General features: G+C 43.1%; 21 protein-coding genes and 1 other RNA gene. 7 read left to right on the forward strand and 15 right to left on the reverse strand.

The annotated features are described in order from the left end of the window. Positions 1-34 precede the first annotated feature (34 nt). Positions 35-496 (forward strand): LEA type 2 family protein, encoded by a 462-nt coding sequence (locus FLA_RS12315; protein WP_076380779.1) that lies wholly within the window; start codon positions 35-37, stop codon positions 494-496. A gap of 70 nt (positions 497-566) precedes the next feature. Here the strand turns inward: FLA_RS12315 and FLA_RS12320 are convergent, their stop codons facing one another. Next, positions 567-974, reverse strand: coding sequence for a heavy-metal-associated domain-containing protein (locus FLA_RS12320; protein WP_076380780.1), 408 nt, complete (start codon positions 972-974; stop codon positions 567-569). Positions 975-1,000: 26 nt separating this feature from the next. Continuing rightward, positions 1,001-1,633 (reverse strand): orotate phosphoribosyltransferase, encoded by a 633-nt coding sequence (pyrE, locus tag FLA_RS12325; RefSeq protein WP_076380781.1) that lies wholly within the window; start codon positions 1,631-1,633, stop codon positions 1,001-1,003. A 62-nt stretch (positions 1,634-1,695) separates the two neighbouring features. Here pyrE and FLA_RS12330 point away from each other — a divergent pair, with 62 nt between their 5' ends. Together FLA_RS12330 and FLA_RS12335 are read left to right on the forward strand one after the other, a co-directional pair. Further along, positions 1,696-2,109: an NUDIX hydrolase gene (locus FLA_RS12330; protein WP_076380782.1), complete on the forward strand. Its 414-nt coding sequence runs from the start codon at positions 1,696-1,698 to the stop codon at positions 2,107-2,109. Between the two features lie 123 nt (positions 2,110-2,232). Further along, complete coding sequence (locus FLA_RS12335; RefSeq protein WP_076380783.1) at positions 2,233-4,473, forward strand: bifunctional alpha,alpha-trehalose-phosphate synthase (UDP-forming)/trehalose-phosphatase; 2,241 nt, start codon at positions 2,233-2,235, stop codon at positions 4,471-4,473. Here the strand turns inward: FLA_RS12335 and rnpB are convergent. The 10 genes from rnpB to FLA_RS12385 form a co-directional block, all read right to left on the reverse strand. Further along, positions 4,470-4,815, reverse strand: an RNA gene (rnpB, locus tag FLA_RS12340) — RNase P RNA component class A. The two genes, FLA_RS12335 and rnpB, sit on opposite strands and share 4 nt — an antisense overlap. A gap of 104 nt (positions 4,816-4,919) precedes the next feature. Continuing rightward, entirely contained in the window at positions 4,920-5,948 is a 1,029-nt protein-coding gene (locus FLA_RS12345) for a Smr/MutS family protein (protein WP_076380784.1), read from the reverse strand. 99 nt (positions 5,949-6,047) lie between these two features. Further along, positions 6,048-7,802 carry an amino acid permease gene (locus FLA_RS12350; RefSeq protein ID WP_076380785.1) on the reverse strand — a complete coding sequence of 585 codons (1,755 nt, stop codon included), beginning with the start codon at positions 7,800-7,802 and terminating at the stop codon, positions 6,048-6,050. Positions 7,803-7,820: 18 nt separating this feature from the next. After that, complete coding sequence (locus FLA_RS12355) at positions 7,821-8,786, reverse strand: polyprenyl synthetase family protein (RefSeq protein ID WP_076380786.1); 966 nt, start codon at positions 8,784-8,786, stop codon at positions 7,821-7,823. Between the two features lie 51 nt (positions 8,787-8,837). Next, positions 8,838-11,303, reverse strand: coding sequence for a ribonuclease R (gene rnr / locus FLA_RS12360; protein WP_076380787.1), 2,466 nt, complete (start codon positions 11,301-11,303; stop codon positions 8,838-8,840). Next, positions 11,300-12,358 (reverse strand): tetraacyldisaccharide 4'-kinase, encoded by a 1,059-nt coding sequence (gene lpxK, locus FLA_RS12365; protein ID WP_231940432.1) that lies wholly within the window; start codon positions 12,356-12,358, stop codon positions 11,300-11,302. The genes rnr and lpxK overlap by 4 nt, the downstream gene beginning before the upstream one ends. 10 nt (positions 12,359-12,368) lie before the next feature. Further along, positions 12,369-12,938 carry a 5-formyltetrahydrofolate cyclo-ligase gene (locus tag FLA_RS12370; RefSeq protein WP_076381031.1) on the reverse strand — a complete coding sequence of 190 codons (570 nt, stop codon included), beginning with the start codon at positions 12,936-12,938 and terminating at the stop codon, positions 12,369-12,371. A 64-nt stretch (positions 12,939-13,002) separates the two neighbouring features. After that, positions 13,003-13,653, reverse strand: coding sequence for a dethiobiotin synthase (gene bioD, locus FLA_RS12375; RefSeq protein WP_076380789.1), 651 nt, complete (start codon positions 13,651-13,653; stop codon positions 13,003-13,005). Between the two features lie 9 nt (positions 13,654-13,662). After that, positions 13,663-14,211 (reverse strand): RsmD family RNA methyltransferase, encoded by a 549-nt coding sequence (locus tag FLA_RS12380; protein ID WP_076380790.1) that lies wholly within the window; start codon positions 14,209-14,211, stop codon positions 13,663-13,665. Further along, the gene (locus FLA_RS12385) at positions 14,208-15,029 is read right to left on the reverse strand and encodes a DUF3822 family protein (protein WP_076380791.1); all 822 of its coding nucleotides are present in this window, start codon (positions 15,027-15,029) and stop codon (positions 14,208-14,210) included. Before FLA_RS12385 ends, FLA_RS12380 begins: the two co-directional genes overlap by 4 nt. A gap of 98 nt (positions 15,030-15,127) precedes the next feature. Between FLA_RS12385 and FLA_RS12390 the strand changes: the two genes are divergently transcribed. The 4 genes from FLA_RS12390 (at position 15,128) to FLA_RS12405 (ending at position 18,326) form a co-directional block, all read left to right on the forward strand. Then, positions 15,128-16,486: an MATE family efflux transporter gene (locus FLA_RS12390; protein ID WP_076380793.1), complete on the forward strand. Its 1,359-nt coding sequence runs from the start codon at positions 15,128-15,130 to the stop codon at positions 16,484-16,486. A 69-nt stretch (positions 16,487-16,555) separates the two neighbouring features. Further along, positions 16,556-16,798 (forward strand): hypothetical protein, encoded by a 243-nt coding sequence (locus FLA_RS12395; RefSeq protein ID WP_076380795.1) that lies wholly within the window; start codon positions 16,556-16,558, stop codon positions 16,796-16,798. Positions 16,799-16,824: 26 nt separating this feature from the next. Continuing rightward, positions 16,825-18,054: a metallophosphoesterase gene (locus tag FLA_RS12400; protein WP_076380797.1), complete on the forward strand. Its 1,230-nt coding sequence runs from the start codon at positions 16,825-16,827 to the stop codon at positions 18,052-18,054. An 80-nt stretch (positions 18,055-18,134) separates the two neighbouring features. Next, on the forward strand, positions 18,135-18,326 hold the full coding sequence (locus FLA_RS12405) for a DUF3606 domain-containing protein (protein ID WP_076380798.1): 192 nt from the start codon (positions 18,135-18,137) through the stop codon (positions 18,324-18,326). 756 nt (positions 18,327-19,082) lie between these two features. Here the strand turns inward: FLA_RS12405 and FLA_RS12410 are convergent. The 3 genes from FLA_RS12410 to FLA_RS12420 all read right to left on the reverse strand — a co-directional run bounded on the left by FLA_RS12410 (position 19,083) and on the right by FLA_RS12420 (position 25,971). Beyond that, complete coding sequence (locus FLA_RS12410; protein ID WP_076381032.1) at positions 19,083-20,873, reverse strand: DUF885 domain-containing protein; 1,791 nt, start codon at positions 20,871-20,873, stop codon at positions 19,083-19,085. Between the two features lie 140 nt (positions 20,874-21,013). Beyond that, complete coding sequence (locus FLA_RS31835; protein WP_076380800.1) at positions 21,014-22,477, reverse strand: rubredoxin; 1,464 nt, start codon at positions 22,475-22,477, stop codon at positions 21,014-21,016. Beyond that, entirely contained in the window at positions 22,474-25,971 is a 3,498-nt protein-coding gene (locus FLA_RS12420) for a nitrate reductase (protein WP_076380802.1), read from the reverse strand. Before FLA_RS12420 ends, FLA_RS31835 begins: the two co-directional genes overlap by 4 nt. Between the last annotated feature and the right edge of the window lie 7 nt (positions 25,972-25,978).

The raw sequence follows: 25,978 nt of genomic DNA on the forward strand, positions 1-25,978 counted from the left end.
ATCTCTCCTATTTTGCAGCAACAAAAACACAGGAGTGACAAAACGTAAATTAGTTGGAGCCGCAATAGCAATCATTTTATTAACTACCATAGCCAGTTGTAAAAAGCCCGTAGGCTTTGAATACCGGGGCATTAACAACGTAAAATTGGAAAACGCCAGCCTGGAAAAAGCTACGGTAATGCTTAACATGGTATACTATAATCCCAATAGCTTTGGCGTAAACCTGAAACACGTAGATTGTGATGTGTATGTAGATAGCAGCTATATTGGAAAATACACCCTGGATACCTTAATGCATATTGACCGTAAAGCAGAGTTTACTATTCCTACTACCATGAATATAAATGTGCGCAGCTTATTGCAAGGTGGCATGTTTGCTTTACTAGGCAAGAAGGTAAATATCTCTGTAAAGGGCAACAGCAGAGTAGGCAAAGGTGGCATTTTTGTGAATGTGCCTTTTAACTTCAGTGGTCAGTACGCCATTCCTTTGTTTTAGTAACATACAGATATAAAAAAGCCGGTTCGTCAACTGAATGATGAACCGGCTTTTCTTTTATACTTCTCTCTTATTGTACCGGAGGTACAGAACAGGGCTTGCCTTTTTGAGGGCCACCGCCTTCTTCTGCACGTTTGCACACAGGAGGAAGGGTTTTGTAAGAATCTTCTGTTGCTTTTGTTTCATCAGCATCAAAGCCAGCATTGTTAATAGCGGTTTTGATATAGTCAGGTGTAATGCGGGAAGGTGCATATTGAATTCGGATAGTTCCGGCACTCATTACAATCTGCCATCTTAAAATACCGGCATCATCATTAGGGCCTTTTTCGCGGGCCAGGTATTTTTCCAGCCTGTCTTTACATTCCCAGCATTTCAGTTGTGGCACTTTCAAAGTAATCCACTCTGCTTTTTTTTCCTGGGCACTTGCAGCGGCCATTACCAGTATGCCTGCTGCTAAAAGGGTAACAATTTTTTTCATAACGCGTATTTAAAGGTTAAATTCTATTATTTACCCCAGGCTGACGGGTTGTTGCGCCATTCCAGTAACAGGTTTTCCATCTCAGCAGGCACTATTGCTTTTTCCAGTGCCAGTTCAATTAAAGCTCCGTAATTGGTGAGGGAATGTAAAGAAACAGCAGCTTTTTCAAAATTTTCTACGGCTGCACTGAAACCATAGTTGAAAATAGATACCATCCCTTCAATAGCCAGACCAGCCCCCTTTAACACATCTACCACCTGCAGACTGCTTTTACCGGTAGAAATCAGGTCTTCAATCACTATCACTTTCTGGCCAGTTTCGTAATATCCTTCTATCTGGTTGCCTAAGCCATGTTCTTTGGGCTTGGGGCGTACATATATATAAGGTAACTTCAGTTGATCGGCAATCATAGCGCCCCAAGGGATACCGGCGGTTGCCACCCCGGCTACTACCTCTGCATCAGGGTATTTTTCAAATACCACGTTACACAACTCGCTTTTTACAAAGTCACGTATAAACGGAAAAGATAACACCCTTCTGTTATCGCAATAGATAGGACTCTTCCATCCACTGGCCCAGGTGTAGGGCTCTGTGGGATTCAATTTTACCGCGCCGGACTGTAATAGCTTTTCTGCAACTGCTTTTTCGTTGGATGTCATATTATTATTATTCACGGAACAAGAAGCACGAAATTCGCGTTAATTTGTAAAAAATAACCAGAATGAAAAAAATAATTGCAGCTGGCGGATTGGTTTTGAATGAGAACGCGGAATTGCTGATGATTTACAGAAGAGGAACATGGGATTTACCAAAAGGCAAACTGGATGAAGGGGAAACCATTGCTGCTTGTGCTGTAAGAGAAGTTCAGGAAGAAACAGGTTTGAAACAGGTGATATTAGGTGAAGGACTGGGGATTACCATCCACACTTATACGGCATATGGTGAAGAAATACTCAAAGAAACCCATTGGTATAAAATGGAAGCACCGGGTTCACAAGTGCTTGTTCCTCAAACGGAAGAAGATATTGAAAAGATAGAATGGGTAAATAAAACCGATTTAAACAGCCGTTTACAAAATACTTATCCTAATATTGCAGATATCGTAACCCGCAGCGGTCTGATCGCTGCCCAATAGGACACTTTCCTATGTATTTTAACCAATGTTCTTTGTAAGAAATTGGTTTTCAATCTTCATACCCCTTTTTTTTGTTTATCATCTGTATAAAAACGGAATCGTTTTTGTAAAAGAAGGAGGACTATGAGTAAAACCATCATCGTATCAAACCGGTTACCAGTAAAAATTGACGCTACAGAACAAGGCATACAGTTTAAACCAAGTGAAGGCGGCCTGGCAACAGGCTTAAGTTCAGTATATAAAAATGGTAATAATGTTTGGGTGGGATGGCCTGGCACTGAAGTGGCCGACGAACAGGTAAAACAGGTTACCAGCCAGCTGAAAGAGCTACGATTGAGCCCGGTTTTTTTAACTAAGGATGATATTAATCTTTATTACGAAGGTTTTTCTAATGAAATACTCTGGCCCATTTTTCATTACATGTCAACCTATGCGCGGTATGATGATGCCTATTGGAACAGTTACCAGCAGGTAAATGAGAAATTTAAACAGGCAGTTTTACAGGTGGCCGAACCAGGTGATACAATCTGGATACACGATTATCAACTGTTATTACTGCCTGGTTTAATCAGGGCTGCATTACCCGATATTACAATAGGTTTTTTCCAGCATATCCCCTTTCCATCATACGAGTTGTTCCGGTTAATACCCTGGCGCTCCGAATTGTTGAATGGCATTTTGGGAGCCGATCTGGTAGGCTTTCATACTTATGATGATGCACGACATTTTTTGTCCTCTGCTACCCGTATCCTGCAACTGAAATCCTCCTCCAATGTTATTTCTACACATAGCCGTAGCGTGGTAGTGGAAAGCTTCCCTATGGGTATTGACAGTGATAAATTTGAGGAGATAGTTCACGAACAGGCAGTACGTGATAATATCACTCATCTGGAAGAATCGTTTGGCAATACCCGGCTGATATTATCTATTGACAGGCTGGATTATAGTAAAGGTATTTTACAGCGCCTGCAGGCTTTTGACATCTTCCTGCAAAATCACCAGGAGTATAAAGAAAAAGTTTCCCTCTACATGATTGTGGTGCCTTCACGCGATACAGTGGGGCAGTATAAGGAACTGCGGGATGACATTGATAAACTGGTGGGCAACATCAATGCCCGTTTCCGTACCAATGTATGGACGCCTGTTAATTATTTTTATCGCTCGTTCCCGTTGGAAATGCTGTCAGCTTTGTATTGTTTTTCTGATATATGTCTGGTTACACCTATGCGGGATGGTATGAACCTGGTATGTAAAGAGTATGTAGCCAGCCGCACGAATAACGATGGAGTACTTATTTTGAGTGAAATGGCCGGTGCTTCCAAAGAGCTGATTGATGCACTTATTGTAAATCCTAACAATGTGCGCCAAATGAGTGATGCTATTGTAGAAGCATTAAACATGAGCGCAGATGAGCAGGTGAAACGAATGACACAAATGCGGTTGCTGATTAGTAAATATAATGTACATCACTGGGTAAAGATTTTTATGGAAAGATTAGAGGAGACGAAACGGATGCAGCAAAGTTTACAGGCACGCCACATCGGAAATAAAACATTGAACTATATTAAACGTAAGTATGCCCGCGCCCATAAACGACTGTTGTTACTGGATTACGATGGCACACTTACCGATTTCAACACTAATATTAACCTGGCCAAGCCGGATAAGGAATTATACAGCCTGCTGGATGAACTGTGTAAAGACGATCGGAACCGGGTGGTGATTATCAGCGGCAGAAACTACACCACATTGGAAGAATGGTTTGGACATATGAAGTTAGATCTGGTAGGTGAACATGGTGTATGGCACAAGCTATATGGCAGTCCCTGGCAGGAAACCAAAGGTTTAACCAATCTTTGGAAACAAAGTATACTTCCTATTTTAAATACTTATACGGAGCGTACTCCGGGCGCTTTTATCGAAGAAAAATCGTATTCCCTGGTATGGCATTATCGTAAGGCAGAAAAAGAACTGGGCGATATGCGTGCTACAGAAATGATGAACAATCTTCGTTACATGGTAGCCGATTTAGGTTTGCATCTGATGCCGGGCAATAAAGTAGTGGAAATTAAAAACAGCGAAATTAACAAGGGTAAAGCAGCTCAATATTATCTGCACTACGATAATTATGATTTTATTGCTGCTATTGGCGATGACAATACAGATGAAGACATGTTTAAGGTAATGAAAGAAGACGCTATCAGTATTAAAGTAAACAGTAATATCAGTGCTGCAAGGTTTTACCTGGAAGGTGTGCAGGAAGTAAGAGACTTTTTGAAAGTTTTACCAGGCAAGTTGTTGATTACCAAAATGCTGGATAAGGTATTAAACCTGCAGTGGTTACCCTATCCAGGAAAAAAATAACTACAAACCTCATAAGCCGGATTCTGTTTCTAAACTATCATTTATCTGCGATGGTCATTACTGCCCACCTGGTGCTGCCTACCCTGGTTCATTGGACGAGCCGCCCTATAGCGAACCTATACATGGCATTACAGCATCTAAGGTTTACCCTCCCCCTATGTTACCATAGGGGGACGTGAGCTCTTACCTCACATTTTCACCCTTACCCCTTGCGGGGCGGTTATTTTCTGTGGCACTTGCTGTTTCCGGTTGCCCGGAACCCGGCTATTCACCGGTAGATTGCCCTGTGCTGTCCGGACTTTCCTTACTACACAAGTGTAGCACGATAGCTCGGGTTTGTAGTAGCGGCGAAAGTACGCATTACCTGACACTTTTTAGTATAGTAATTATAGAAATGCCCCTGGTTCAATAGAGCCAGGGGCATTCAATATCAATGATGCAAGAAATTAATACTGAAAAAATATCTCCGTACCCCCATATCCAAACCGCGGATCATATTGGTTAATGAAGGTTTTTACTGAACTGCGCACTTTCAGCAGGTCATGTATTTCATCCCTTAAACGGCCACTGCCTACACCATGTATCACAACCAATGTAGGTTGATGATGTGCCAGAGCCAGTTCAAACCACTTCTCAAATTCCTTTAGCTGCAGGGAGATGATTTCGAGGTTACTCATCTTCTGCCATTCGTTGGTAAGCTTTTCAATGTGCAAGTCTACCACGCTGCGGGCAGGCGGAAGGTTTTGTCTGATTTTGTTAGCCTCGTATACTTTATAGCCTTTAGCTAATAAGGGACTTAATTCAAACTTCTCTTCTTCTACCCTGTCCGGATAATTCTTAAACAGCTGGTAAGAAAAAGTAGGTTCGTTTTTAGTCTTCATTTCTTCAATACGCTGAAACACTTGTTTGCCTTTCAGCTTCACATCTGTTTCATAGTATTCTGCTTTCTTCTTGTCCGGCGTAAGTAGAGAAAACTCAAAATGAAAAGCAGGATTATCACTTAAATCGCCAAATGGTACATCATGCAGGTAAAAGTCCTGAAAGCTCAGTATTTCACTTTTCAGCTCAAAACCGGGATTGCCCAAAATCATTTGCTTGTATATAAAAGCAAAGGGAATGTTTGTTTTGTTAACGAGGTATACTTTTAAGTAGTCTACTACTTCGTCGTCAAACTCATCGTAAGAAAATTTAGGTACAAAAGAAATCCATACCCCGTCCTGTACTTTAATCTGGTTAGGAGTGGGTTTTTCTTTTGGCACCTGGTCAACAAACTGTTTTGCCGGTTTAGGTTTTTCGGGAGCCAGTTTGCCTTTGGTAAAGCGGTGGAAATACGGAAAGTCAATCTGATCCATATAGGCGGGAAACTTCACTCCACGAACCTCAATCAGCACCATTTTATCATTCATTATTTCAATCACCTTTCCTTCTTCATTGCTGTGCAGCACTATAATATCGTCGCCAACCTGGTATTTCATAACGCAAAAATACTTCAAAGTCAAAAATTAAAAGGAAAATTTACATTTTCCTGTAGGAATAGCTTCCCTGTCAGCAATAAAAAAAGGCCGAAGCCTTTTTTATATGTTTACTGTTGTTTTGTGGAGTTTACTGTTTCTGTGTCCATACAGGAAGTAAATTAACAGACCCAATACCATCCAGATCAGAAACATGTACCAGCTTTGGCTGGGTATTTCAATCATCAGGTACAGGCATGATAATACGCCCAGAATAGGTATTAATGAAAATTTACGCACCGCGGTAAGTACCGCCATAATAACCGCAATGATCAAAAACAGCAGGAATAATACTTCCTGGTGGTCTAATGCGATGTTACCACTGGCATCTTTTACACCTGCAAAAGCGTCACCAATGTGTGAAAAAGCCCACTGGGTTCTTTCTTTAAAACCATAGATGAATAAACCTACCAGCACCGGAATAACAATCTGACCGTTGATATAAGGCAGGTGAAACTTACCCGGCTCTTTGGTTTTTGGTGGTAGCAACAGCACGCCGCCTGAAACCAGCACGAAAGCAAACAAAGTGCCTATGCTGGTAAGATCGGTTACCAGGCCGCTTTGTAAAAACAGAGATGGCACGGCTACAAGTATACCGGTAACTATGGTGGCAAATGACGGTGTTTGAAACCGTGGATGCACTTTCTGAAAACGCTTGGGTAATAAACCGTCACGGCTCATGCTCATCCATATACGGGGCTGTCCTAACTGAAACACCAGCAATACCGAGGTGGTAGCTATAACAGCGCTCACGGATATAATTTTTTCTATCCAGGGGGCGCGCTTGGCAAATACAAAAGCCAGCGGATCGTTCACCCCTTTAAAAGAACTGTAATTTTCAATACCTGTAAGCACCAATGCTATTAAAATATATAACCCTGTGCAAATTAATAAGGAGTATATCATGGCACGTGGCATATCCCGTTGTGGGTTACGGCACTCTTCGGCTGTGGTAGAAATAGCGTCAAAACCAATGTAGGCATAGAATACCGCTGAAACACCTTGTAATACGCCCTCAAACTTATTGGGCATAAAAGGCGACCAGTTATTAACGTCTACAAAGAAAGCCCCTGCTATAATTACAAATATGATTACGGCTATCTTGAAAATAACCATGTAGTTAGTGGTTTGCTTACTTTCTTTAATACCTATATAAGCCAGCCAGGTAATCAGGGCCACAATAATAAAAGCGGGCAGGTTAAAGAAAATGTGTGTGCTTCCCATAACCGGCGCATTGTTCCAGGCCTGAATGGCAAACTGGTAGCTTTTTAAAGTTGCGGCATCTGTGATGCCACCTTTGGCAATAGCCGCGCTGGCTTCTGTAAAGGCGTTAAATGCAGTGGTGCCATCTATTAGCATCCAGTCGGGAAGGTGAATATGAAATATATGCACCAGCAGGTTATTAAAATAGCCACTCCAGGAGATGGCTACTACAATATTACCAATGGCATATTCCAATATCAGCGCCCAGCCAATAATCCAGGCTATCAATTCACCAAATGTTACGTAAGAATAAGTATAGGCACTGCCGGCAATGGGTACACGACTGGCAAATTCGGCATAACACAAAGCTGAAAAGCCGCAAGTGATAGCCGTAATAACAAATAGTAATGAAATACCAGGACCACCATGATAAGCGGCACCTCCTATTGTACTGAAAATGCCGGCCCCTACTACGGCAGCTATGCCCATGTAGGTAAGATCGCGCACACCCAGTATTTTTTTCAGGCCACCACCTCCATGCCCATCATTCAGGCCTTCAGCAGCATCCTTTAATATACCATCGATACTTTTTTTACGAAACAGCGAGTTTCTCATGTAATCAGTTATTTGGTTTTAGTGCTCCCGGGCAACCAGAAATTCAGCTAATTCCAGTAAAGGAGCTTTCCTGGTAGCTGTTACCGCCACTGCTTCCAGTTGCTGGTAAGCTTTATCAAGATAAGACTGTTTTAATTCACGAGCCCAGGTATCTACATTACATTCTCTGAAAATAGCCAGCACCTGTTCTACTTTATCGGCAGGGTTTTCTTCCATCAACTGCAATAACCTGCTTTTCTGTTGTGGATTTGCTACTTCCAGTGCATGCAACAGTAAAAATGTTTTTTTATTTTGCCTGATATCACCGCCTTGCTCTTTACCAAACTTTTCAGGGTCGCCAAAAGCATCCAGGTAGTCGTCCTGTATCTGAAAGGCAATACCGAGGTTCCGGCCAAATTCATATAAGTGCAGACAATTACCTTCACTGGCCCCACCTATAATTGCCCCCATTTTTAAACTGGCAGCCAGCAACACAGAGGTTTTCAGCTCAATCATGTGCAGGTAATTATCCAGCTTTACGGTTTGTGAGGTTTCAAAATCCATGTCCCATTGCTGTCCTTCACATACTTCCCGGCCGGTGCGATTGAACAGGGTGAGTATACGTGGCAGAATCTGCGGGTTAATTTTAGCCAGGTAATCGTATGCAACAATCAGCATTACATCACCGGTTAACAGCGCCGTGTTTTCATTATATTTTGTATGCACGGTAGGTACCCCTCTGCGTAAAGGGGCCTTATCCATAATATCATCGTGCATCAATGTGAAATTGTGAAACAGTTCTATAGCGGTTGCCACATGCCAGGCATCCGGCTGTATGGTATCGAACAGCTCATTACCCATCAGGCACATTACCGGCCTGATACGCTTACCTCCTATTTCTAAAAAATAAGTTCCGGGTTCATACAAGTTAGCAGGCTGAGCTGGAAAATGTGACTCTTTAAACTTTTCAGTAAATTGAGTCACCAGTTCTTTAAATGAATGCATAATAGTTATAGTCAAAACTCAAAAGTAAAAATTCAAAAACAAAAAGCGCTACTAAAGTTCCAGTGTAGGATCTGCCATATCAGAAAGATGGGTTCCCGGTTTCTGCTTTTTGTTTTTAGGCTGGCTTTTTTTGGCCGCTTTCTTTTTAGCAGGAACTGCCGCCTTCTTACCCTCTTTGGCTGGGCTGGAAGCTGGTGCAACAGCTTTAACTGTTTTATCAGCAACAGCTTTTTTATCCTTGTCCTTTGTTTCTTTTTTCTTTGTCTCTGCCGGAACAGCCGCTTTCGCTTTGGCCGGCTTAGCTACTGTAACGGGAGTTGTTTTTTCTTTAGCAACTATAGGTTTAATAGCGGGGATAGGTTCTTTAGTTTCAGCAGCTGCCGTTTCATTCTTACTAACAGGCTTCACTGCTGCTACAGGAGCAGCTTCTAACCACTCTTTCTTTTTCCCTTTGTCTTTATTTTTGTGTTTAAACTTCTTGTTATCTTTTGATTTACCTGGTCGGGGTGCATTTTGCGCTCTTTCACTAAAGGTGGCATCTACTGTTGCGCCCGTATCTTTTACCCATTCGTAATCCAGCTGGCGTTTATCCATGTTGGCGGCTATTACACGAATAGTAACCTTATCTCCCATACGGAAGCTACGGCCACTTCTATGTCCATATAAAGCATAATCGGTTTCGCTTAACCTGAAATCATCGTAATCGCTCAGGCTGGCCAGGCTTACCAGGCCTTCACACTTATGGGCTACAGTTTCTACCCAAAAGCCAAAGCTGGCCACACCACTTACCACACCTTCAAACTCTTCACCCAGGTAGCCTTTCATATATTCTACCTGTTTGTATTTGTTGCCGGCGCGTTCGCAATCCATAGCTGCCCGTTCCCGGTCGCTGCTGTGTTTGCATTTCTCTTCCATTTTCGCATCCACCTGTGGATGGTTGGCCAGTACCTGTTCCAGCACACGGTGCACCAGCACATCGGGATAACGGCGTATAGGAGAAGTAAAGTGACAGTAATATTCAAAACCAAGACCATAGTGGCCTATATTATCTGTGGTATAAACGGCTTTGGCCATAGTACGTATACCCAATTGTTCCAGCACATGTTGCTCTGGTTTGCCTTTGGCTTCGGCCAGCATCTGGTTAAAACTGGATGCAATTCTATCAGGTGAGCTGATGTCGAACTTGTGCCCAAACTTGCGTGCAAAGGCAATAAAAGGTGTTAACTTTTGTTCATCTGGCTGGTCATGTATACGGTAAGGGAAAGGCAGTTTTTCTTTATTGACCTTAATTTTTGATACAGCTTCTGCCACTGTACGGTTAGCCAGCAGCATAAACTCTTCAATCAACTGGTGGGCTTCCTTGCTTTCTTTTATTACTATGCCAATAGGCTTACCTTTTTCGTCCAGTTTAAAACGTACTTCCTGGGATGAAAAATTGATGGCGCCTTTGGAAAAACGTTCTTTACGAAATTTTTGTGCAATCTTATTTAACAGCAATAGTTCCTCTTTGTAAATACCATCTTTACCTTCAATCATCTCCTGTACATCTTCGTAGGTAAAACGGTGATCGGAGTATATAACGGTTTTGCCAATCCAGTGTTTTTTTACTTCCCCTTTTTCGGTCACTTCAAACACAGCTGCAAAACTTAGTTTCTCTTCTTTGGGACGTAAGGAACAAAGCTCGTTGGATATTTTCTCCGGTAACATCGGGTTCACCCTGTCTGGCAGATATACGGATGTTGCCCTTTTATACGCTTCATCGTCTAATGCTGTACCAGGCTTTACAAAATGGCTTACGTCAGCAATATGCACCCCTATTTCGTATAATCCCTTTTTCAGGAGTTTAATGCTGATGGCATCGTCAAAATCTTTGGCATCAACAGGGTCAATGGTAAAGGTGAGTGTTTCGCGAAAATCGCGTCTTTTGGCTATTTCAGCCGGGCTGATGGTTTCATCCAGGTGGGAAGTTTCGGTAAGCACATCGGCCGGGAAGGATAAAGGGAAACCGGCTTCTGCCAGAAGCTCCTTCATCGCCATATCATTTTCATCTTCTGCGTTAATCACGCTGATGACGGCGCCTACTGGTTTTTTATCATCCTTCTCCCATCTTATCATGCGCACCAGCACCTTATCACGGTCTTTAGCGCCGTTCACTTTATCCAGCGGCACATAAAAGTCGGGCATTTGCTTTTCGCTGTCTGCTACAAAAAAAGCAAAAGTAGCTCCTATTTGCAAGGTGCCTATAAACTCCTGTTGCTTGCGGTGTAATACTTCTGTAATACGACCTTCCTTTCGGCCGCTGTTCAGGTTTTCCTTAACTACTTTTACTTTAACAGTATCTCCATGCAGGGCGTTATTAAAGTCGCCTGGTCTTACCAGTACATCGCCACTTCCGTCTGCAATAACCACATAACCTATACCCGACCGGGTAATGTCCAGGGTTCCCTGGGAATAATGTGGTTCAATAGCTGCTGATTTATTTTTCTTATTCTTCGATTTATTCTTTTTACCGCTCATGCAGTGTGTAATTGATAGTTTTCAATAAAATGGATGATCTGCCCGTTAAACTGCTCCGCACCATTAAACAAAAAACCATGCCGTACTGGTAGAACGTATAAAGGAAGCCTGTCCAATTCCTGCCTGAATTTAAGCAATCGAACGGCGTCTTTCTCTGTGGTGAGTATCAATTTTTTTGATCCGGATAATATTTCAAACTTTTTCCGGATTTCTTTCAGATCATCAATGCTAAAAATATGATGGTCGCTATAGTCCAGCTGGCTGTAGCTGGCTACCTGCTCGTTCAGGTATTGTTTTAACGGACGTGGGTTAGCAATACCGCATACCAGCAACACTTCTTCTTCATGCACCAATGAATGGGCCGTGCGGTTGGTAATATGATAAGGGGTTCCGTATTCAATGGTGGTAAAGTACACCGTTTGTTCGGGTAAAGGCTTTATTTCCTTAATCAGCTTTTGCTTTTCTTCTTCTGTAAGCGTAGCCGGACATTTGGTTACAATAATCACCTGCGCTCTTTTATAGCTAAGGCGCTGGTCGCGAAGGTCACCGGTGGGTAAAAACCAGTCACGGGTAAATAAGTTGTTATAATCCGTCAGTAAAATATTCAGCCCGGCTTTTACTGAGCGGTGCTGGAAAGCGTCATCCAGCAAAATAACCTGTGTTTCGGGTTTGTCGTGCAGCAACTGAGGTATTGCCACAATACGCTCCTCGCCTACTGCTACCGTTAGTTCGGGAAATTTCAGGTGAAACTGCATGGGTTCGTCACCTATATCCAGCGCGGTAGTTTTATCTCCTGCCAGTGCATATCCTTTGGTTTTGCGCTTATAGCCACGGCTTAAGGTAGCTACTTTAAACTGCCTCTGTAACAGTTGCACAAGGTATTCTACCATGGGCGACTTTCCTGTGCCACCCACTGTCACATTACCTATACAAATAACCGGTAAACCAAATTCAGCAGAGCGCAGGTATTTTTTGTTGTATAAAAAGTTGCGGATGGTAACAGCCAGGCCGTATAACAAAGCAAACGGCAATAACAGAACACGAAAAGATTTCAAAAAAAACGAATTAAAATTCATAAATATTCGTAGGAGTAACGCAATAATCTAAAGATACATCAAAAGCCTGAGTGTCAATGATTTTTTCAACCGGCTCAAAATAGCTGAACCCCACTTTCAGTACCTCAGGACGACAACGGGCCAGGTAACGATCGTAAAAACCTTTACCATATCCTGCACGATAGCCTTCTTCATCACATATTAACATGGGCACAAAAACCAGGTCAATGGCTTCTGGTGGCAGCAAGGTTCCATTGGCTGGCTCAGTAATACCATAAGTGTTGGTATTGTACACAGTATCTTCATTAATAGCATAAGCATCCATACTATAACTGGTAAAATCCGATACGGCATATGCAATCTGCAGCGCTGGAATCATATGGCGCATATAGCTGCTAAACAGCAATGTGTTGGGCTCAGCCTGATTAGCCATAGGCCAGTAAGTAAGCAAGGTGTCCACTTCTTCAAATGCCAGGTGCTGAAACTGAATAAGCAACAGATCATCCAGTTTCAGCTTTTCGTGTGAAGAGATGGCTGTTCGTCTTTCTTTGTATAGTTTGCGTAATTCGCTTTTTGTCATACCCATATGGTTCTGCTTTTCCTAAAGCAATGATAGGCGAATGCCTATGTTGTTCGCCCGTAATTTACTGTAACTGCTGTAATAAAGCGGGCCTGATGGCTTCGGCCTGTTGCTGTATAAATTGCGGCGTAACTTCTGTAGCATAAGGAATAGAAGCCAGCGAGGGGTAGCCGGTCCAGTTCACAATTTCCTGCTCGTAGTTCATAAAATGATCGTTAAACACCCACCCCATCACATTCAGCTGTTTCTGTTTGCTGTAAGATGCGGTTAATAACGAATGGTTGATGCTGCCCAGGTAATTACGGCTCACCAGTATCACCTGCGCTTGCAGCTGTTCTATTAAATCGCCCACAAACTGTGTATCGTTCAACGGCACCATAATGCCACCCGCACCTTCTATTACAATAGGTGTACCCGTCGGGCGCTGTTGTTGAATAGAACGATATTGTGTTACTATATTCTCTAAACTGATAGCTACGCCATCCTGGCGGGCAGCTATGTGTGGTGATGCCGGTAAAAAGAGTTTATAGGTTTCAGGATGTACAATCCTGTCGGAAGGTGGTAATAACTGCTGCACACTTAAAGCATCGGTTCCGGATGCAAAGCCTGATTGAATAGGCTTCCAGTAATCGGCCTGTAATGCTTCTGTTACAATGGCTGAAACAACGGTTTTTCCAACATCTGTGCCTGTACCTGTAATAAATATAGGGCGCATAGTGTTTTTTTAGGCAGGTAAAACCGGTTCAAAAAATGAAAACAGCGTAGTGCCATAGTTTCTTACAAAACTAAACCCTGCAAATTTTTCGTAGGCGTTACGTGGCGTATGTTCCAGTACAAAAAAGCCACCAGGCGCTATCAGGTTCTTCTGCACAATTATTTTAGGGAGTTCGTCAATGGTGCCCAGGGCGTAGGGCGGACCTGCAAAAATAAAATCGAACTGACCAGTACAGGTTTGCAAAAAGCTGAACACTTCCATTTTAATTACCTGGCATCCCGTCATGCCCAGCATTTCTGTATTCTTTTTAATAAAAGCATGCATCTGCGGGTCCTTCTCTACAATAATCTGGTGTTCGGCACCGCGTGAGCCCAGTTCGTAACTAATGCTACCAGTACCCCCAAACAAATCCAGGGTGCTGGCGCCTTCAAAATCAATACGGTGTTGTAATATGTTAAACAGGCCTTCCTTTGCTATATCTGTAGTAGGCCTGGTATGTGGCATGTTGGCTGGAGGATTGATTCTTCTGCCCCCCCATTTTCCGGATATAATCCTCATGATGTTGTTTTAAAAAATGGTACAAAATAATGTACCGGCTGATCGCTGAAAGCCTTCCCTACCTTATTGCCAGGCAACGTGTCCACAGCAACATCCGGAAGGTATTTCACCATCTCTTCGTATAACGAAGATTTGAAATCAATTAATCCTGCTACACGAACCGGCGTTTTTTCATAATCCAGTCCGTATTGGTTACAGGTGTTTAAAATATAGTACAAAACGTCTTCCGGTGTTTGATAGTTGAAAGTTTGCATTAACTGCACCTTTCTGTCTTTTACTACCACCAATATGAAGTGGTTACGGTAGAAAAAAGCATATAACCCCTGTTTGTCAGTGGTAAAACTGTTAAACAAGCCCAGGTATTTATGCTCAAAACCGGCATTGGGATAATATTGTAAAATGGCTTCTTTCCAGCTTTTAGGCACCCTGAACACCGCGGCAGTTTGGGAAGCGGTATTATTTTGTCCGGCAACTTCGGCATGTAACGCATTGCCAAACACAATATTCAGATAGTGGGGAGAAACCTTTTCTTCATAATAAGGAGTTGGCACCAGCAAACATTCGCTGTTTTCCCAAATTACCTGCACCTGTGGGTGGTAATCTTTGGCAATTTTGGAAATTGTTTTTACATCGCGAATTACATTGGCCAGAATGGGCGTCATTTCTGCATCGTATTCAAACAACTCAAACGAAGAAATTACGTTGGACTGGCTGTCTTTCAGCCAGATGGCCACATGGCTATTGCCAAGTTCCAGGTAAAATTGTTCGTTTCCGCTGTTGGTTTCGGGGTTGTATATACCAAAGGTTTTCTGTACCATTTTCCTTAAATAATCTGCAAGTATACTAAAAAGCAATTGACTGCCAACTCCCTTACCTGTGGTTGTAGCCGAATTAATTTACCTTTGTGCCTTCTTGTATGAGCAACACAAACACAACTTCGGGCTTGCAGGTAGGTATTCACAACCGGCAAATTTTTACTATTGCCCTACCTATAGCCGCTTCTATGGTGGTGCCGCAAATTAACTTTATTACCAATAATATCTTTTTGGGGGGTGTGGGCGAGCAGTCATTGGCTATTGCAGGCATTACCGGCGTGTACTATCTCATTTTTGCAGTAATAGGCGGTGGGTTAAACAATGGTTTACAATCACTTATAGCCCGTCGCGCTGGCGAAAATCGTCCCGAAGCCATTGGCGGACTTTTTCAGCAGGGAGTGCGTATAGCATTAGGATTGGCATTAATGGGCATACTAATTACCTATTTAATTGCCCCCACTGTACTGCGATTTAGCCTTTCCAACGAGAAACATGTAAGCATTGCTCTGCGCTTTTTGTACATCCGTATCTGGGGATTGCCTTTCCTGTACATTTATCAGATGCGGAATGCCCTGTTGGTAGGAATTAATCAAAGCCGCTTCCTGGTAATTGGCACCCTGGCGGAAACGATTATTAATATTACCCTGGATTATAGTCTCATTAATGGACATTGGGGGCTTCCTAAAATGGGTTTTGATGGTGCGGCCGTGGCCAGTGTTATTGCAGAAGCAGGCGGTTTAGTAGTCATTTTTGCGGTAATGCGCAATAATGGTATTATTCGTAAGCTGCAGCTTTTTAAGAAAATCCCCTATTCCACCGCTACCAATAAACTAATCCTGCAACAATCTGCCCCGCTTATCCTGCAATATGCGTTAAGCATTGTTGCCTGGGAGTTTTTCTATATCCTGATTGAACATCATGGTGAGCGTGAGCTGGCTATCAGCAATGCCATGCGAAACATATTTGGGCTCTTTGGCTGTGTTACCTGGTCGCTGGCAGCTACCAGTAACGCTATGGTGAGTAATATTATAGGGCAGGGATTGCAAAACAGGGTGATTGAACTGGTTTGGAAAATTGCCCGCCTGAGCCTGGGTTTTGCGCTTATTATTTTTATTGTTCTTAATATTTTCCCTACCACTTTATTAAAGGTGTATGGACAAAGTGAAGATTTTATTAAAACGGCAATACCAGTAGTGCGTATTGTGTCGGGGGCCCTATTGCTCCAGAGTATTGCTACCGTTTGGCTTAATGCAGTAGTGGGCACTGGCTACACCCGTATAAACCTGTTTTCAGAGTCACTGGCTATTATCTGTTATTGTATTTACGTATATATTGTATTGGAAAAGATGCACTTATCTATCCGTTGGGGTTGGGTAAGCGAATGGCTTTACTGGCTAGTCATTTTCATCCCTTCTTTCTGGTTTATGATGAGCGGAAAATGGAAGAATAAGCGTATTTAGTAATGTTTTATACAATTTTTCATAGCTATAATGCAATAATATTGATTATTTTATCCCTATTTTTGGGGAATGGAAAACGTATGTGTGATTACTGATTTCGAAGAAATAACAGCTACCCGCAGGTTTGATAAGGTAGATACTCCACTGGGCATGGAGGGTTATTCTGTATACATTGGCGGCAACTTCATCTTTATTAAAAACGCCAAGCAAATGACTGTACGCTTTCATCTTCCCAACTTCGCTTCTAAAATTACTCCCGAGGCTTTACAGGGTTGGATAGAACGTATCAAGCGTTTGTATCCTAATTTTTAATAAATTACCTGCTTAATGCAGCGTATATGATAAATCGCCTGGTGATAATAACGGTGATATGGTTTGCCATTGACTTTTATTTCCTGCAATCTCTTGTCACAATATCTGCCAACTGGAGCCTTCCAGCCAGGGAAAGTGTGATTTGCGGTTTCTGGCTGGCCGATTTTATCATAGTGGCGCTTATTTTATATGGCGCCCTCTCTCCCCGTATCGATTTTAGCGCATCACCTAAGGTAAAATGGCTGGTAGGACTGGTTATTTTATCTATTGTGCCTAAGCTGCTGGCTTTACCGGTATTGTTAGTGGAAGACATTACCCGCATTATAAGCATTATGATTAGTTGGGTACATGATGCTCCTGTTGCCATTCCACGTAACAAACAAGTGAGCGAACTGGCTGTAATAGTGGCTGTAATACCATTTACTGCTATTATTTATGGTATGTGGCATGGTAAGTATCGCTACCAGGTGCATAAAATTATCCTGGAGTTTGATAATCTTCCTGAAGCTTTTGAGGGCTTTTCGCTTACCCATCTTTCCGATATTCATTCCGGAAGTTTAATTAACGCTGCTAAGGTATTAAAAGGTATTGAGTTAACGAATGCTCAACAAAGCGACCTCATCGTGTTTACGGGGGATATTGTGAATAACAAAGCCAGCGAGATGGTTCCCTGGATCAGTACTTTTTCCCGGTTAAGTGCACCTATGGGCAAGTTTTCGGTATTGGGTAACCACGACTATGGCGATTATATCCAGTGGCCGGATGCCGCTGCTAAAGCTGCTAACCTGGCCCAACTGAAACAAATTCATGAACAAATAGGTTTCAGGCTATTGCTGAACGAGCATATTACACTGCAAAAAAACGGGCAATCGATCACAGTGGCAGGCGTTGAAAACTGGGGCAAGGGTGGTTTTGCCAAGCATGGCGATTTAAAAAGAGCCATGGCTGGGGTGCCGGAAGATGCTTTTACAATTCTGCTATCGCACGATCCCTCCCACTGGGAAATAGAAGTGATGAAATATCCAAAACTCATTAACCTTACCCTTTCGGGGCATACGCATGGTATGCAGTTTGGCATTGAACTGTTCGGTTTTAAATGGAGTCCTATAAAATATATGTATAAGCAATGGGCTGGCGCTTATCATAGAGATAAACATACCTTATACGTGAACCGTGGATTTGGATTTCTCGGGTTTCCAGGCCGTGTGGGTATTCATCCTGAGATTACAGTTATTACGTTACAAAAAAAGCGTTAAATCCCTTTTATAAGGGGACATTTTAATTTGGTATCAATGGAGATATCATTAAATTGCTAATATATTTAAAACGATTTGCCATGCCAGAGAATCTGCAACACCAGACGACTCAAAACGACGTACGCATTAATATCCATCAGTCCAAAGACCTCAACTACTGGACAAGTAAATTTGGCGTATCTGTTATCAATTTAAAAATCGCGGTAAGTGAATCTAGCGGAAAAGCCGGAGATGTAGAACAGTGGTTAAAAAGTCACAAATACATTTCTTAACCTGTTAAGGTCGGTTTTTATAGTTATATAAGGATAATTGGATTTTTAGTTTTGGAAAGCTGTCCCTTCCGGGATGGCTTTTTTTATGAATACATAAAAATGGCCCCCGTAGAAACGGCGGCCGCTAAACCTATGTAAAAACAATAAAAAACAGTTATTAAAGGCCCCCAAAAAGATCAATATATTTTACACATAACACTGCCCTAAGGCTTTGGCCTTGAAACAGGATACGTAAGTGTATGGATTAATTAAATAGAGGAGATTGGACTTTGCGTCACGAATATAAATGTAGCCAAACAAGTTTGCAAAAAACTTCCATTAAAAATTTATACATTTTATGCAACTTATTTGTCTGTTATGTTAACGTTTTTTGAATTCAATGGGGTTTCTTTTTAGTTCATATAAATAATCACCACTTTCCACATCTATATATCCGGTTCTGTATTATGCGTAACCGCATTGTTCAGAATTTGCTCTTTCAATGCTGGTGATGGCACCCGGAATAATTGGTGGCCTATAAATCTCAAGCCTATCAACACACCTTGTTAAAAGGGAATTGTTTTGCCGATAACTGATAATCAAATGCCGATAAAGCAGTAAAATACTGTGCTTGCGCAACAGATACAGGGGGAATGGCTGTTAGAAGAAAGCCTGCCAAACGCAGAATGCGATATAGGCATGATGTGTTAAGCAAGTTAAATAAATTAAGAGGTTGAATAGATATAAAAATACAATATCTATTCAACCTCCACCCTGCTATTTTTCTTTAGGAATAAAAGTATTGAACACCGCTTCCCGAATTAAAGCGGGAGGTAATATGCCCTGAGATAATACAAAATCATGAAATCGTTGCGCATCAAATTTGCTGCCTAATGCTGCTTCTGCATCTTTACGTAAAGCCAGCATTTGGGTAAAACCATAGAAATAACTGGTGGCTTGCCCTGGCATTTTAACGGTATAACGTTCTACCTCCTGTTGTGCAAAAGCATGAGATTGAACCACTTCCTTCATCAGCAACTCTAACGCCTGGGATGGGGTGGTAGTGCCATTTTGTAATTCCGGGTCTAAAAAGGCACGTGCAGCGCGTAGTAACCTGTAATCCAATGAAATCAACTGGCCTTCTATAGGCATATAGGGTAACGTGATGTATTCACTATACAAGCCCCATCCTTCCACGTTCGCGGAATTAAAGGCATATAATGAACGTGCCTGAGACACCCCTTCTTCTACCATTTTATCAAACTGCATTTCGTGTCCGGGGCGAGCTTCATGGGCAATAATAGTCCAGGCAGCTGCATCAAAGGTAAAGTCATCGTATTTATCAGTTTTTTCTCCCGGTGCCGGGGGCATATTCAATGGTAACACAAAAACACCCCGTTGTCCCGTATTATTTAAAAATGGAGGAGGTACCATATGTGGTGCAGGACTTTGTGCTGTTTCGGCTGCTGTTGCCAGTTTAATAAATGCTGGTCCTTCGGGTAAGGTTACCAGCTTTTCTCTCCGGATAATTTCTTCTATTTCCTTTAAGCGTCGCTCATATAGTGGCAAAATAGAATCGCCTATGATCTGGTCTTTTTTCAGGAAACGGATCACATCCCTGTAATCACTGCCGGGTAAATGGTATTTCTGAGCCACTTGTTCAGCAATAGTCTGCATCTGTTTTTGTATATCATTAAAAGCAGTATGTGCCATACTATCCAGCTCAACAACAGGAATGTCAACACCAAAGCTTTCCATAGCCATTTTATATTCTTCCCCGGGCATTTTATAGTCCGCTCTTGCCTTGGGTAAAACCTTGCTACGTATAAAGGCATCGTATTGTTGTAATTGTATTTTCAGTATCTTAAAATTCTCTTCCCAGCCTGTTAGCTTGTATTTTTTGAAAAGCGTTTCCATCCCTTCTATAATGCTGGGATTACGGGAAAGCGCTATTTCAATTTCCTGTTTAGCAGGATAGATCATTGCAGCCTTTTTCATCTGCATTTCTGTCCGGTTCTGATAAATGCTTGCAAGCGGGCGTGACACTATGCCCTGTGCGGCATATTTTTTTAAACGTACTATTGCAGCTGCACGACGTTCTATCGGCGTTTGATCATCTAACAATACCTTTATGCCATCGAATACCGCTTCTGTGGGATTATACAGTGGAACCTTTCTATTCAAATCAAAGTCCAGCAATTTAATATTCAGTTCTGTTTGCCGGATCAATATGGCTAAATCCTGCTTTACCATAGGATCGCGTTCCTGGAGGAATAACTTTTGTAACGAGTCTATCATCTTAGAACGTTCGCTACGTTGTTTTAAATCGTTCAGGAGGGAAGGAACAGATATCAGTGTGTCGTATTCGGCCAGGCCCTGGGCCGAACCAAACTCCGGGGAGTATTTTTTATCGATATCCAGCAGCAGGCTGGTATACCTGTTAGAAGCGGCAATCCAGCCCTTCTCTTTGTTTCTTTTTTTCTTCGATTTTTGCGATAGGGCCATTAAGGGCATCAATGCCAGCGCCACCATTACCGCACGCCACGTGGCCTTTTGTACAATACTCATGAAAAACGGGTTTGTGTTTTGCCCATAAATGTAGTTCATTTTACATTGTGGGTATCAGCGCTATAAATAGGGGCTTGTTTGTGTATATTCTTATGTTTACAGAGAGTAATGGTTGTTAATCGGGTTCTTAGTACAAAAGACTACTTTTTATAATGTATGGAGGATAATTCCTGCACCGGCGCCATGCACACACTACAGGTATAATCTTCGGGCAATTGCTCGTAAGGAGTGCCCGGCTGCACTCCCTGTCTTATATCTCCCTGTTCCGGATCGTAAATGGTGGTGCAGGTTGTGCATTGATACACCACTCTTTGCGTGGCTGGCTCTTCCTGCAAATGTGCTATAGCAGTCCTTTCGGGTAAAACAGCAGCTTTTTCATAAAACAGTTTACTCAACGAAACCAGGTAAGGCCCCAGGTGATCTTTCTCTACCCCTTCGCGATACAGCAGATAATGGCCAGCATTGGGGTTAAAGTCTTCTGAGTAGTATATATCATATCGCACCTGTGACTTCAAACTTATTCGGGTCTGTCCCTCCTTTTGCTGTATCAGCACCGATCCAAATGAAGGAGCAGTGTGCTTTAACAACACACCAAAGCAAAGCCCATAAGTGCGCACATCTTCTTTGTCAAAATACCGGATCACATGCCGCTTCACTACCAGGGCATCTTCGTTACCATCTTCTACCCACCAGTTCAATTCATTGGCCGCATGCCGAACATTAATGCGATAATGGCCAAGTATGCTATCCCACAGCCGCCTTTGTGTTGGCGAAATGTTTTTAATAATAATAGATTTCCAGGGAGTAGCATGCAGCTCGCCTATTTTGCTTTCCAGGCACAGGCGGGCAATGTTCTGCAAAAAGGGAATTGGAAACCATTCATCCCTCCGGTAAATACCCAGCCAGTAACCGGCGCCATATTTATTAAAACCTTCGTAGTAAGGCAGATGAAATACCGGAGGTGTTAAGTCCTGATCAATGGGGCGGGATATATAAGCAACCATACCTTTTACTGCGGTATATAGTGCCACCCCATCTTCCTGCCGGGCCGGTGGTGTGTTCTTCTGCGTAGTGATCCATTGCTCTACGGCGGAGGTAACGGTTTCAATGTCGTTGGTGTATATCATTTCGGGCCAGCAATACAATGTGTTTGTACCGGGAAACCGCACATATAAATACCAATAGTGCTTTTGCAAACCGGCAATCCAGTTTATATGCCCGGTAAACAAAGGCACAAAAGTTTGTTGGGCACTGCAGATATTTACTTTTAGCTTACGTACCGAAGTTTGCAACAAGGCAAATACATCTTTGTAAGCCCCTTCCGTCATCCACGAGCTTTCGGCAAATATGTCTGTACACACATAAGAACTAAATACATTCGGTGGCTGACTTTTTAACGGGGCTGCTTCTGTTTTTAATGCCGTAAGTGCCTGCAAAAAGCCTTTTGCCGCTGTTACAGGCACTTCCATTAACAACTGTTGCCGTAAGCTAAAGCTTATATGTGTAATTGCAAATTGGGTGGCAGCTTCCAGTATATTCAACAGGTTGCCAGGCGATATAATACCACCGGTAAAATTCACTGCTATAGTTTGATATCGTTTCATGTGGTAACCAATGCGCATTCACGTGTTATAATAGCCTGCACCTCGCTACGGCAACTACCACAACCCATACCGGCTCCGGTTGCTTCACATAAGGCTTTCAGATCGTTGTGCCCCTCCTTTATCTTCTGACAGAGATTGCCTTCTCCCACATTGCCACACGAGCATATAAGCTTGCCCAATACAGGATCGGCTTTTTTACCCGAACGCAGTAGCTGTAAGCGCTTTTCAGATAATTCCATCTTTTGTTCAATCAGATTTTTAAACTCCAGAAACTCGGTACGATCGCCTATTAAAATAGCCCCCACCAGGCGGTCGTTATACACCACGCACTTTTTATAATATCGCCTGGCTTTATCAATAAACACGACTTCCTCATACGCCGGATCATCTGGTGGCTCTACCATTCCGAGCGAGCATATATCTGCACCGTGCAGTTTTAATATGTTCATAAATAACGAGCCTTCATAATAACGGCTGATATCACCATTGAGAAAGGCGGCCACCACCGCGGCCTGTTGCTCGGCCGCAGCTGTAATGCCATACAGTACGCCTTTAAATTCGGCTATTTCGCCAATGGCATAAATGTGCTCGTCATTTGTTTGCAGGTAGGTATTTACCTCTACCCCTCTTTTGCAAACCAACCCGGCTGCTTTGGCCAGCTCTATATTGGGCACTGTGCCTATAGATAGTAATACCGCCTGGCTATCCAGGCTGCGCCCGCTTTTCAGCTTTATGCCTGTTAATCGGGTTGTTCCGGTAAACCTTTCAATTTCATCATTATACAATACTTCAATATGCCTGTCTGCCAGTTCTTCCTGTAGCAAGCGGCTGCCGAGTACATCCAGCTGTCTGTCCATCAGTTTAGAAGAGCGTTGCAGTAATATCGCTTCCATGCCCATTTCTGTTAAAGAAGCCGCCATTTCAATGCCCAGCAAGCCGCCCCCCACAATTACAATTTTTCCTTTACCAGGTTGCACGTACTTTTTAAAAGCATCTGCATCGTTACGGGTGCGCATAGTAAATATGCCCTTCATTACCGGTGTGTCGCGTAATAACGCCGGACTGCTGCCCGTTGCCAGTATCAGCACATCATAGGAGTGTTCCTTTCCATTGCTGTCAGTAACCGCACGTGCAGCCCTGTCAACATGCACAATGCTAACACCTCGATGCAATTGAATATTCAGCTGCTTTTCTTCTGTGTCGGTCATTTTTACCAGCTGCCGCCATTGCTGGGTGCCACTTACATAATCCGGCAACATTACCCTGTTATAAAAAGGTTGATCCTCTTTGCTAAAAACAGTAATAACATCACGGCTATTCCATGCGCGATGCGCTCTTGCAAATGCATGGGCCCCTGCCCCAGCACCCACTACTATAATATGTTGTACCGGTTTATAATAGCGTGTTACCTGCACCGCCGAAAATTTAAAATCGGGCTGTTTAGATACCGGATCCAATAACACATGCGTGAGGTTGTTGGCCCGGCTACTGTCGTTGTTAAACAGCTTGCCCCAGTGCATGGGTAAAAACACCAGCCCCTTTTTTATACTTTCTGTAAGCTTTACTTTCACCCGCACGTTGCCCAGCCTGTTGGTAATTTCTACTATAGCATCCTGCTCAATATCACGTTCCGCAGCATCTTCGGGGTGCATCTCTAAAAAAGGGGAAGGTATATGCTGTTTCAGCTTGTTTACTTTCCCTGTTTTGCTCATTGTGTGCCAGTGATCACGAATGCGCCCGGTAGTTAATATCAGAGGATATTCAGGCGATACGGGTTCCGACTGGTTTTCATCTCCAAAAGCATGTATCCTGGCCCGGCCCGATGCAGTATAAAACCGATGATCTTCAAATAACCGCCTGGTACCAGGTTGTTCCATTTCACCGTTATATGGCCATTGAATGGTGCGATGCCGGCGGATAACATCGTAGGATAATGAACTGATGTTGATGTGTGTGCCAGCCGTTAACCGGGCATGTTCTTTATAAATATCTTCCATGCAGGGGTAATCAAAACCTGCATACCCCATCTTGCGGGCAAACCGGCAAATGATTTCTGCATCAGGTAATGCTTCACCTGGTGGTTGTGTTAATTGGGGCAGATAGCTAATGCGCCGTTCTGCATTGGTCATCGTTCCCTCTTTCTCTGTCCAGGCAGCAGCAGGTAATACCACATCTGCGTAAGCCAATGTTTCCGGTTTATTGCTTACCTCCTGCACTACCACAAAGGTGGCTTTGTTTAAGGCAGCTTCTGCCATGCGTACATCGGGAAGGCTTACCAGCGGGTTGGTACCCATAATCCAGATGGCTTTTAACCGGCCACTGTTCAGTGCTTCAAACATTTGTGTAGCAGTTAGTCCTGGTTTGTCAGAAAGCGTGGTGCCACCCCAAAACTGCTGCACTTCTTCCCGGTGTTGTGCATTCAGCAAGTCGCGGTGTGCAGGTAACAGGTTGGATAAGCCCCCCACCTCCCGCCCGCCCATTGCATTAGGTTGACCGGTAAGCGAAAAAGGCCCGCAACCTGGTTTACCTATGGTACCGGTTATCAGGTGCAGGTTAATAAGACTTAGGTTTTTATGCACACCTATGGCGCTTTGATTAAGCCCCATCGTCCACATAGTCATCAACTTGTCTGTGTTGCCTATGTAGTGGGCAGCCTGTGTAATAGCCGCTTCTTCTATACCACATATCAGGGCTGCTTCTGCCAATGTGCGTTGCATTACTGCTTGCCGGTAAGGTTCAATGCCTTCGGTATGATCACGTATAAACACGGGATCAATACAGCCCTGCTCTATCAGCAACCTGCCTATGGCATGGTGCAATACGATATCTGTACCGGGCGTTACCTGCAGGTGCAGTGTGGCCAGTGCGCAGGTTTGAGTAACACGCGGGTCGCTGACTATGATCACCAAATTGGGGTTAGCTGCTTTGGCAGCTTCTATCCTGCGCCATAATATCGGATGGCACCAGGCAGGGTTGGCGCCGGCTATAAAAATGCAATCAGTCAGTTCTATATCATCATAGCAACCCGGCACAATATCTTCCCCTAACGACATTTTATAAGCAGCTACTGCACTGCTCATACAAAGCCTGGAATTAGTGTCTATATTATTACTGCCAATAAAGCCTTTTATCAGCTTGTTCACCACATAGTATTCTTCGGTTAAGCATTGCCCCGATGCGTAAAAGGCTACTGCATCGGGGCCAAAACGTTGAATGATAGCTGTAAACACTGCGGCTACCCTGTTTAATGCCTCGTCCCAGCCGGCCCTTTGCCGGGGGCCGTATTTGCTATATCTTATTTCGGGGTATAGCAGCCGATCGGTAGTATCCATTACTGTATAATGCAGGTTCATGCCTTTGCTGCATAACATGCCTTTGTTTACCGGATGCTCTTTATCACCCTCTACCCAAATTTTACCGTCGCGCTGTTGATGAACTATTACCCCGCATCCCACCCCACAGTAGCAACAGGTGGTTTTATACATTTCCGGCATGGCATTA

It is taken from the genome of Filimonas lacunae (assembly GCF_002355595.1).
GTDB classification, from domain to species: Bacteria; Bacteroidota; Bacteroidia; order Chitinophagales; family Chitinophagaceae; genus Filimonas; species Filimonas lacunae.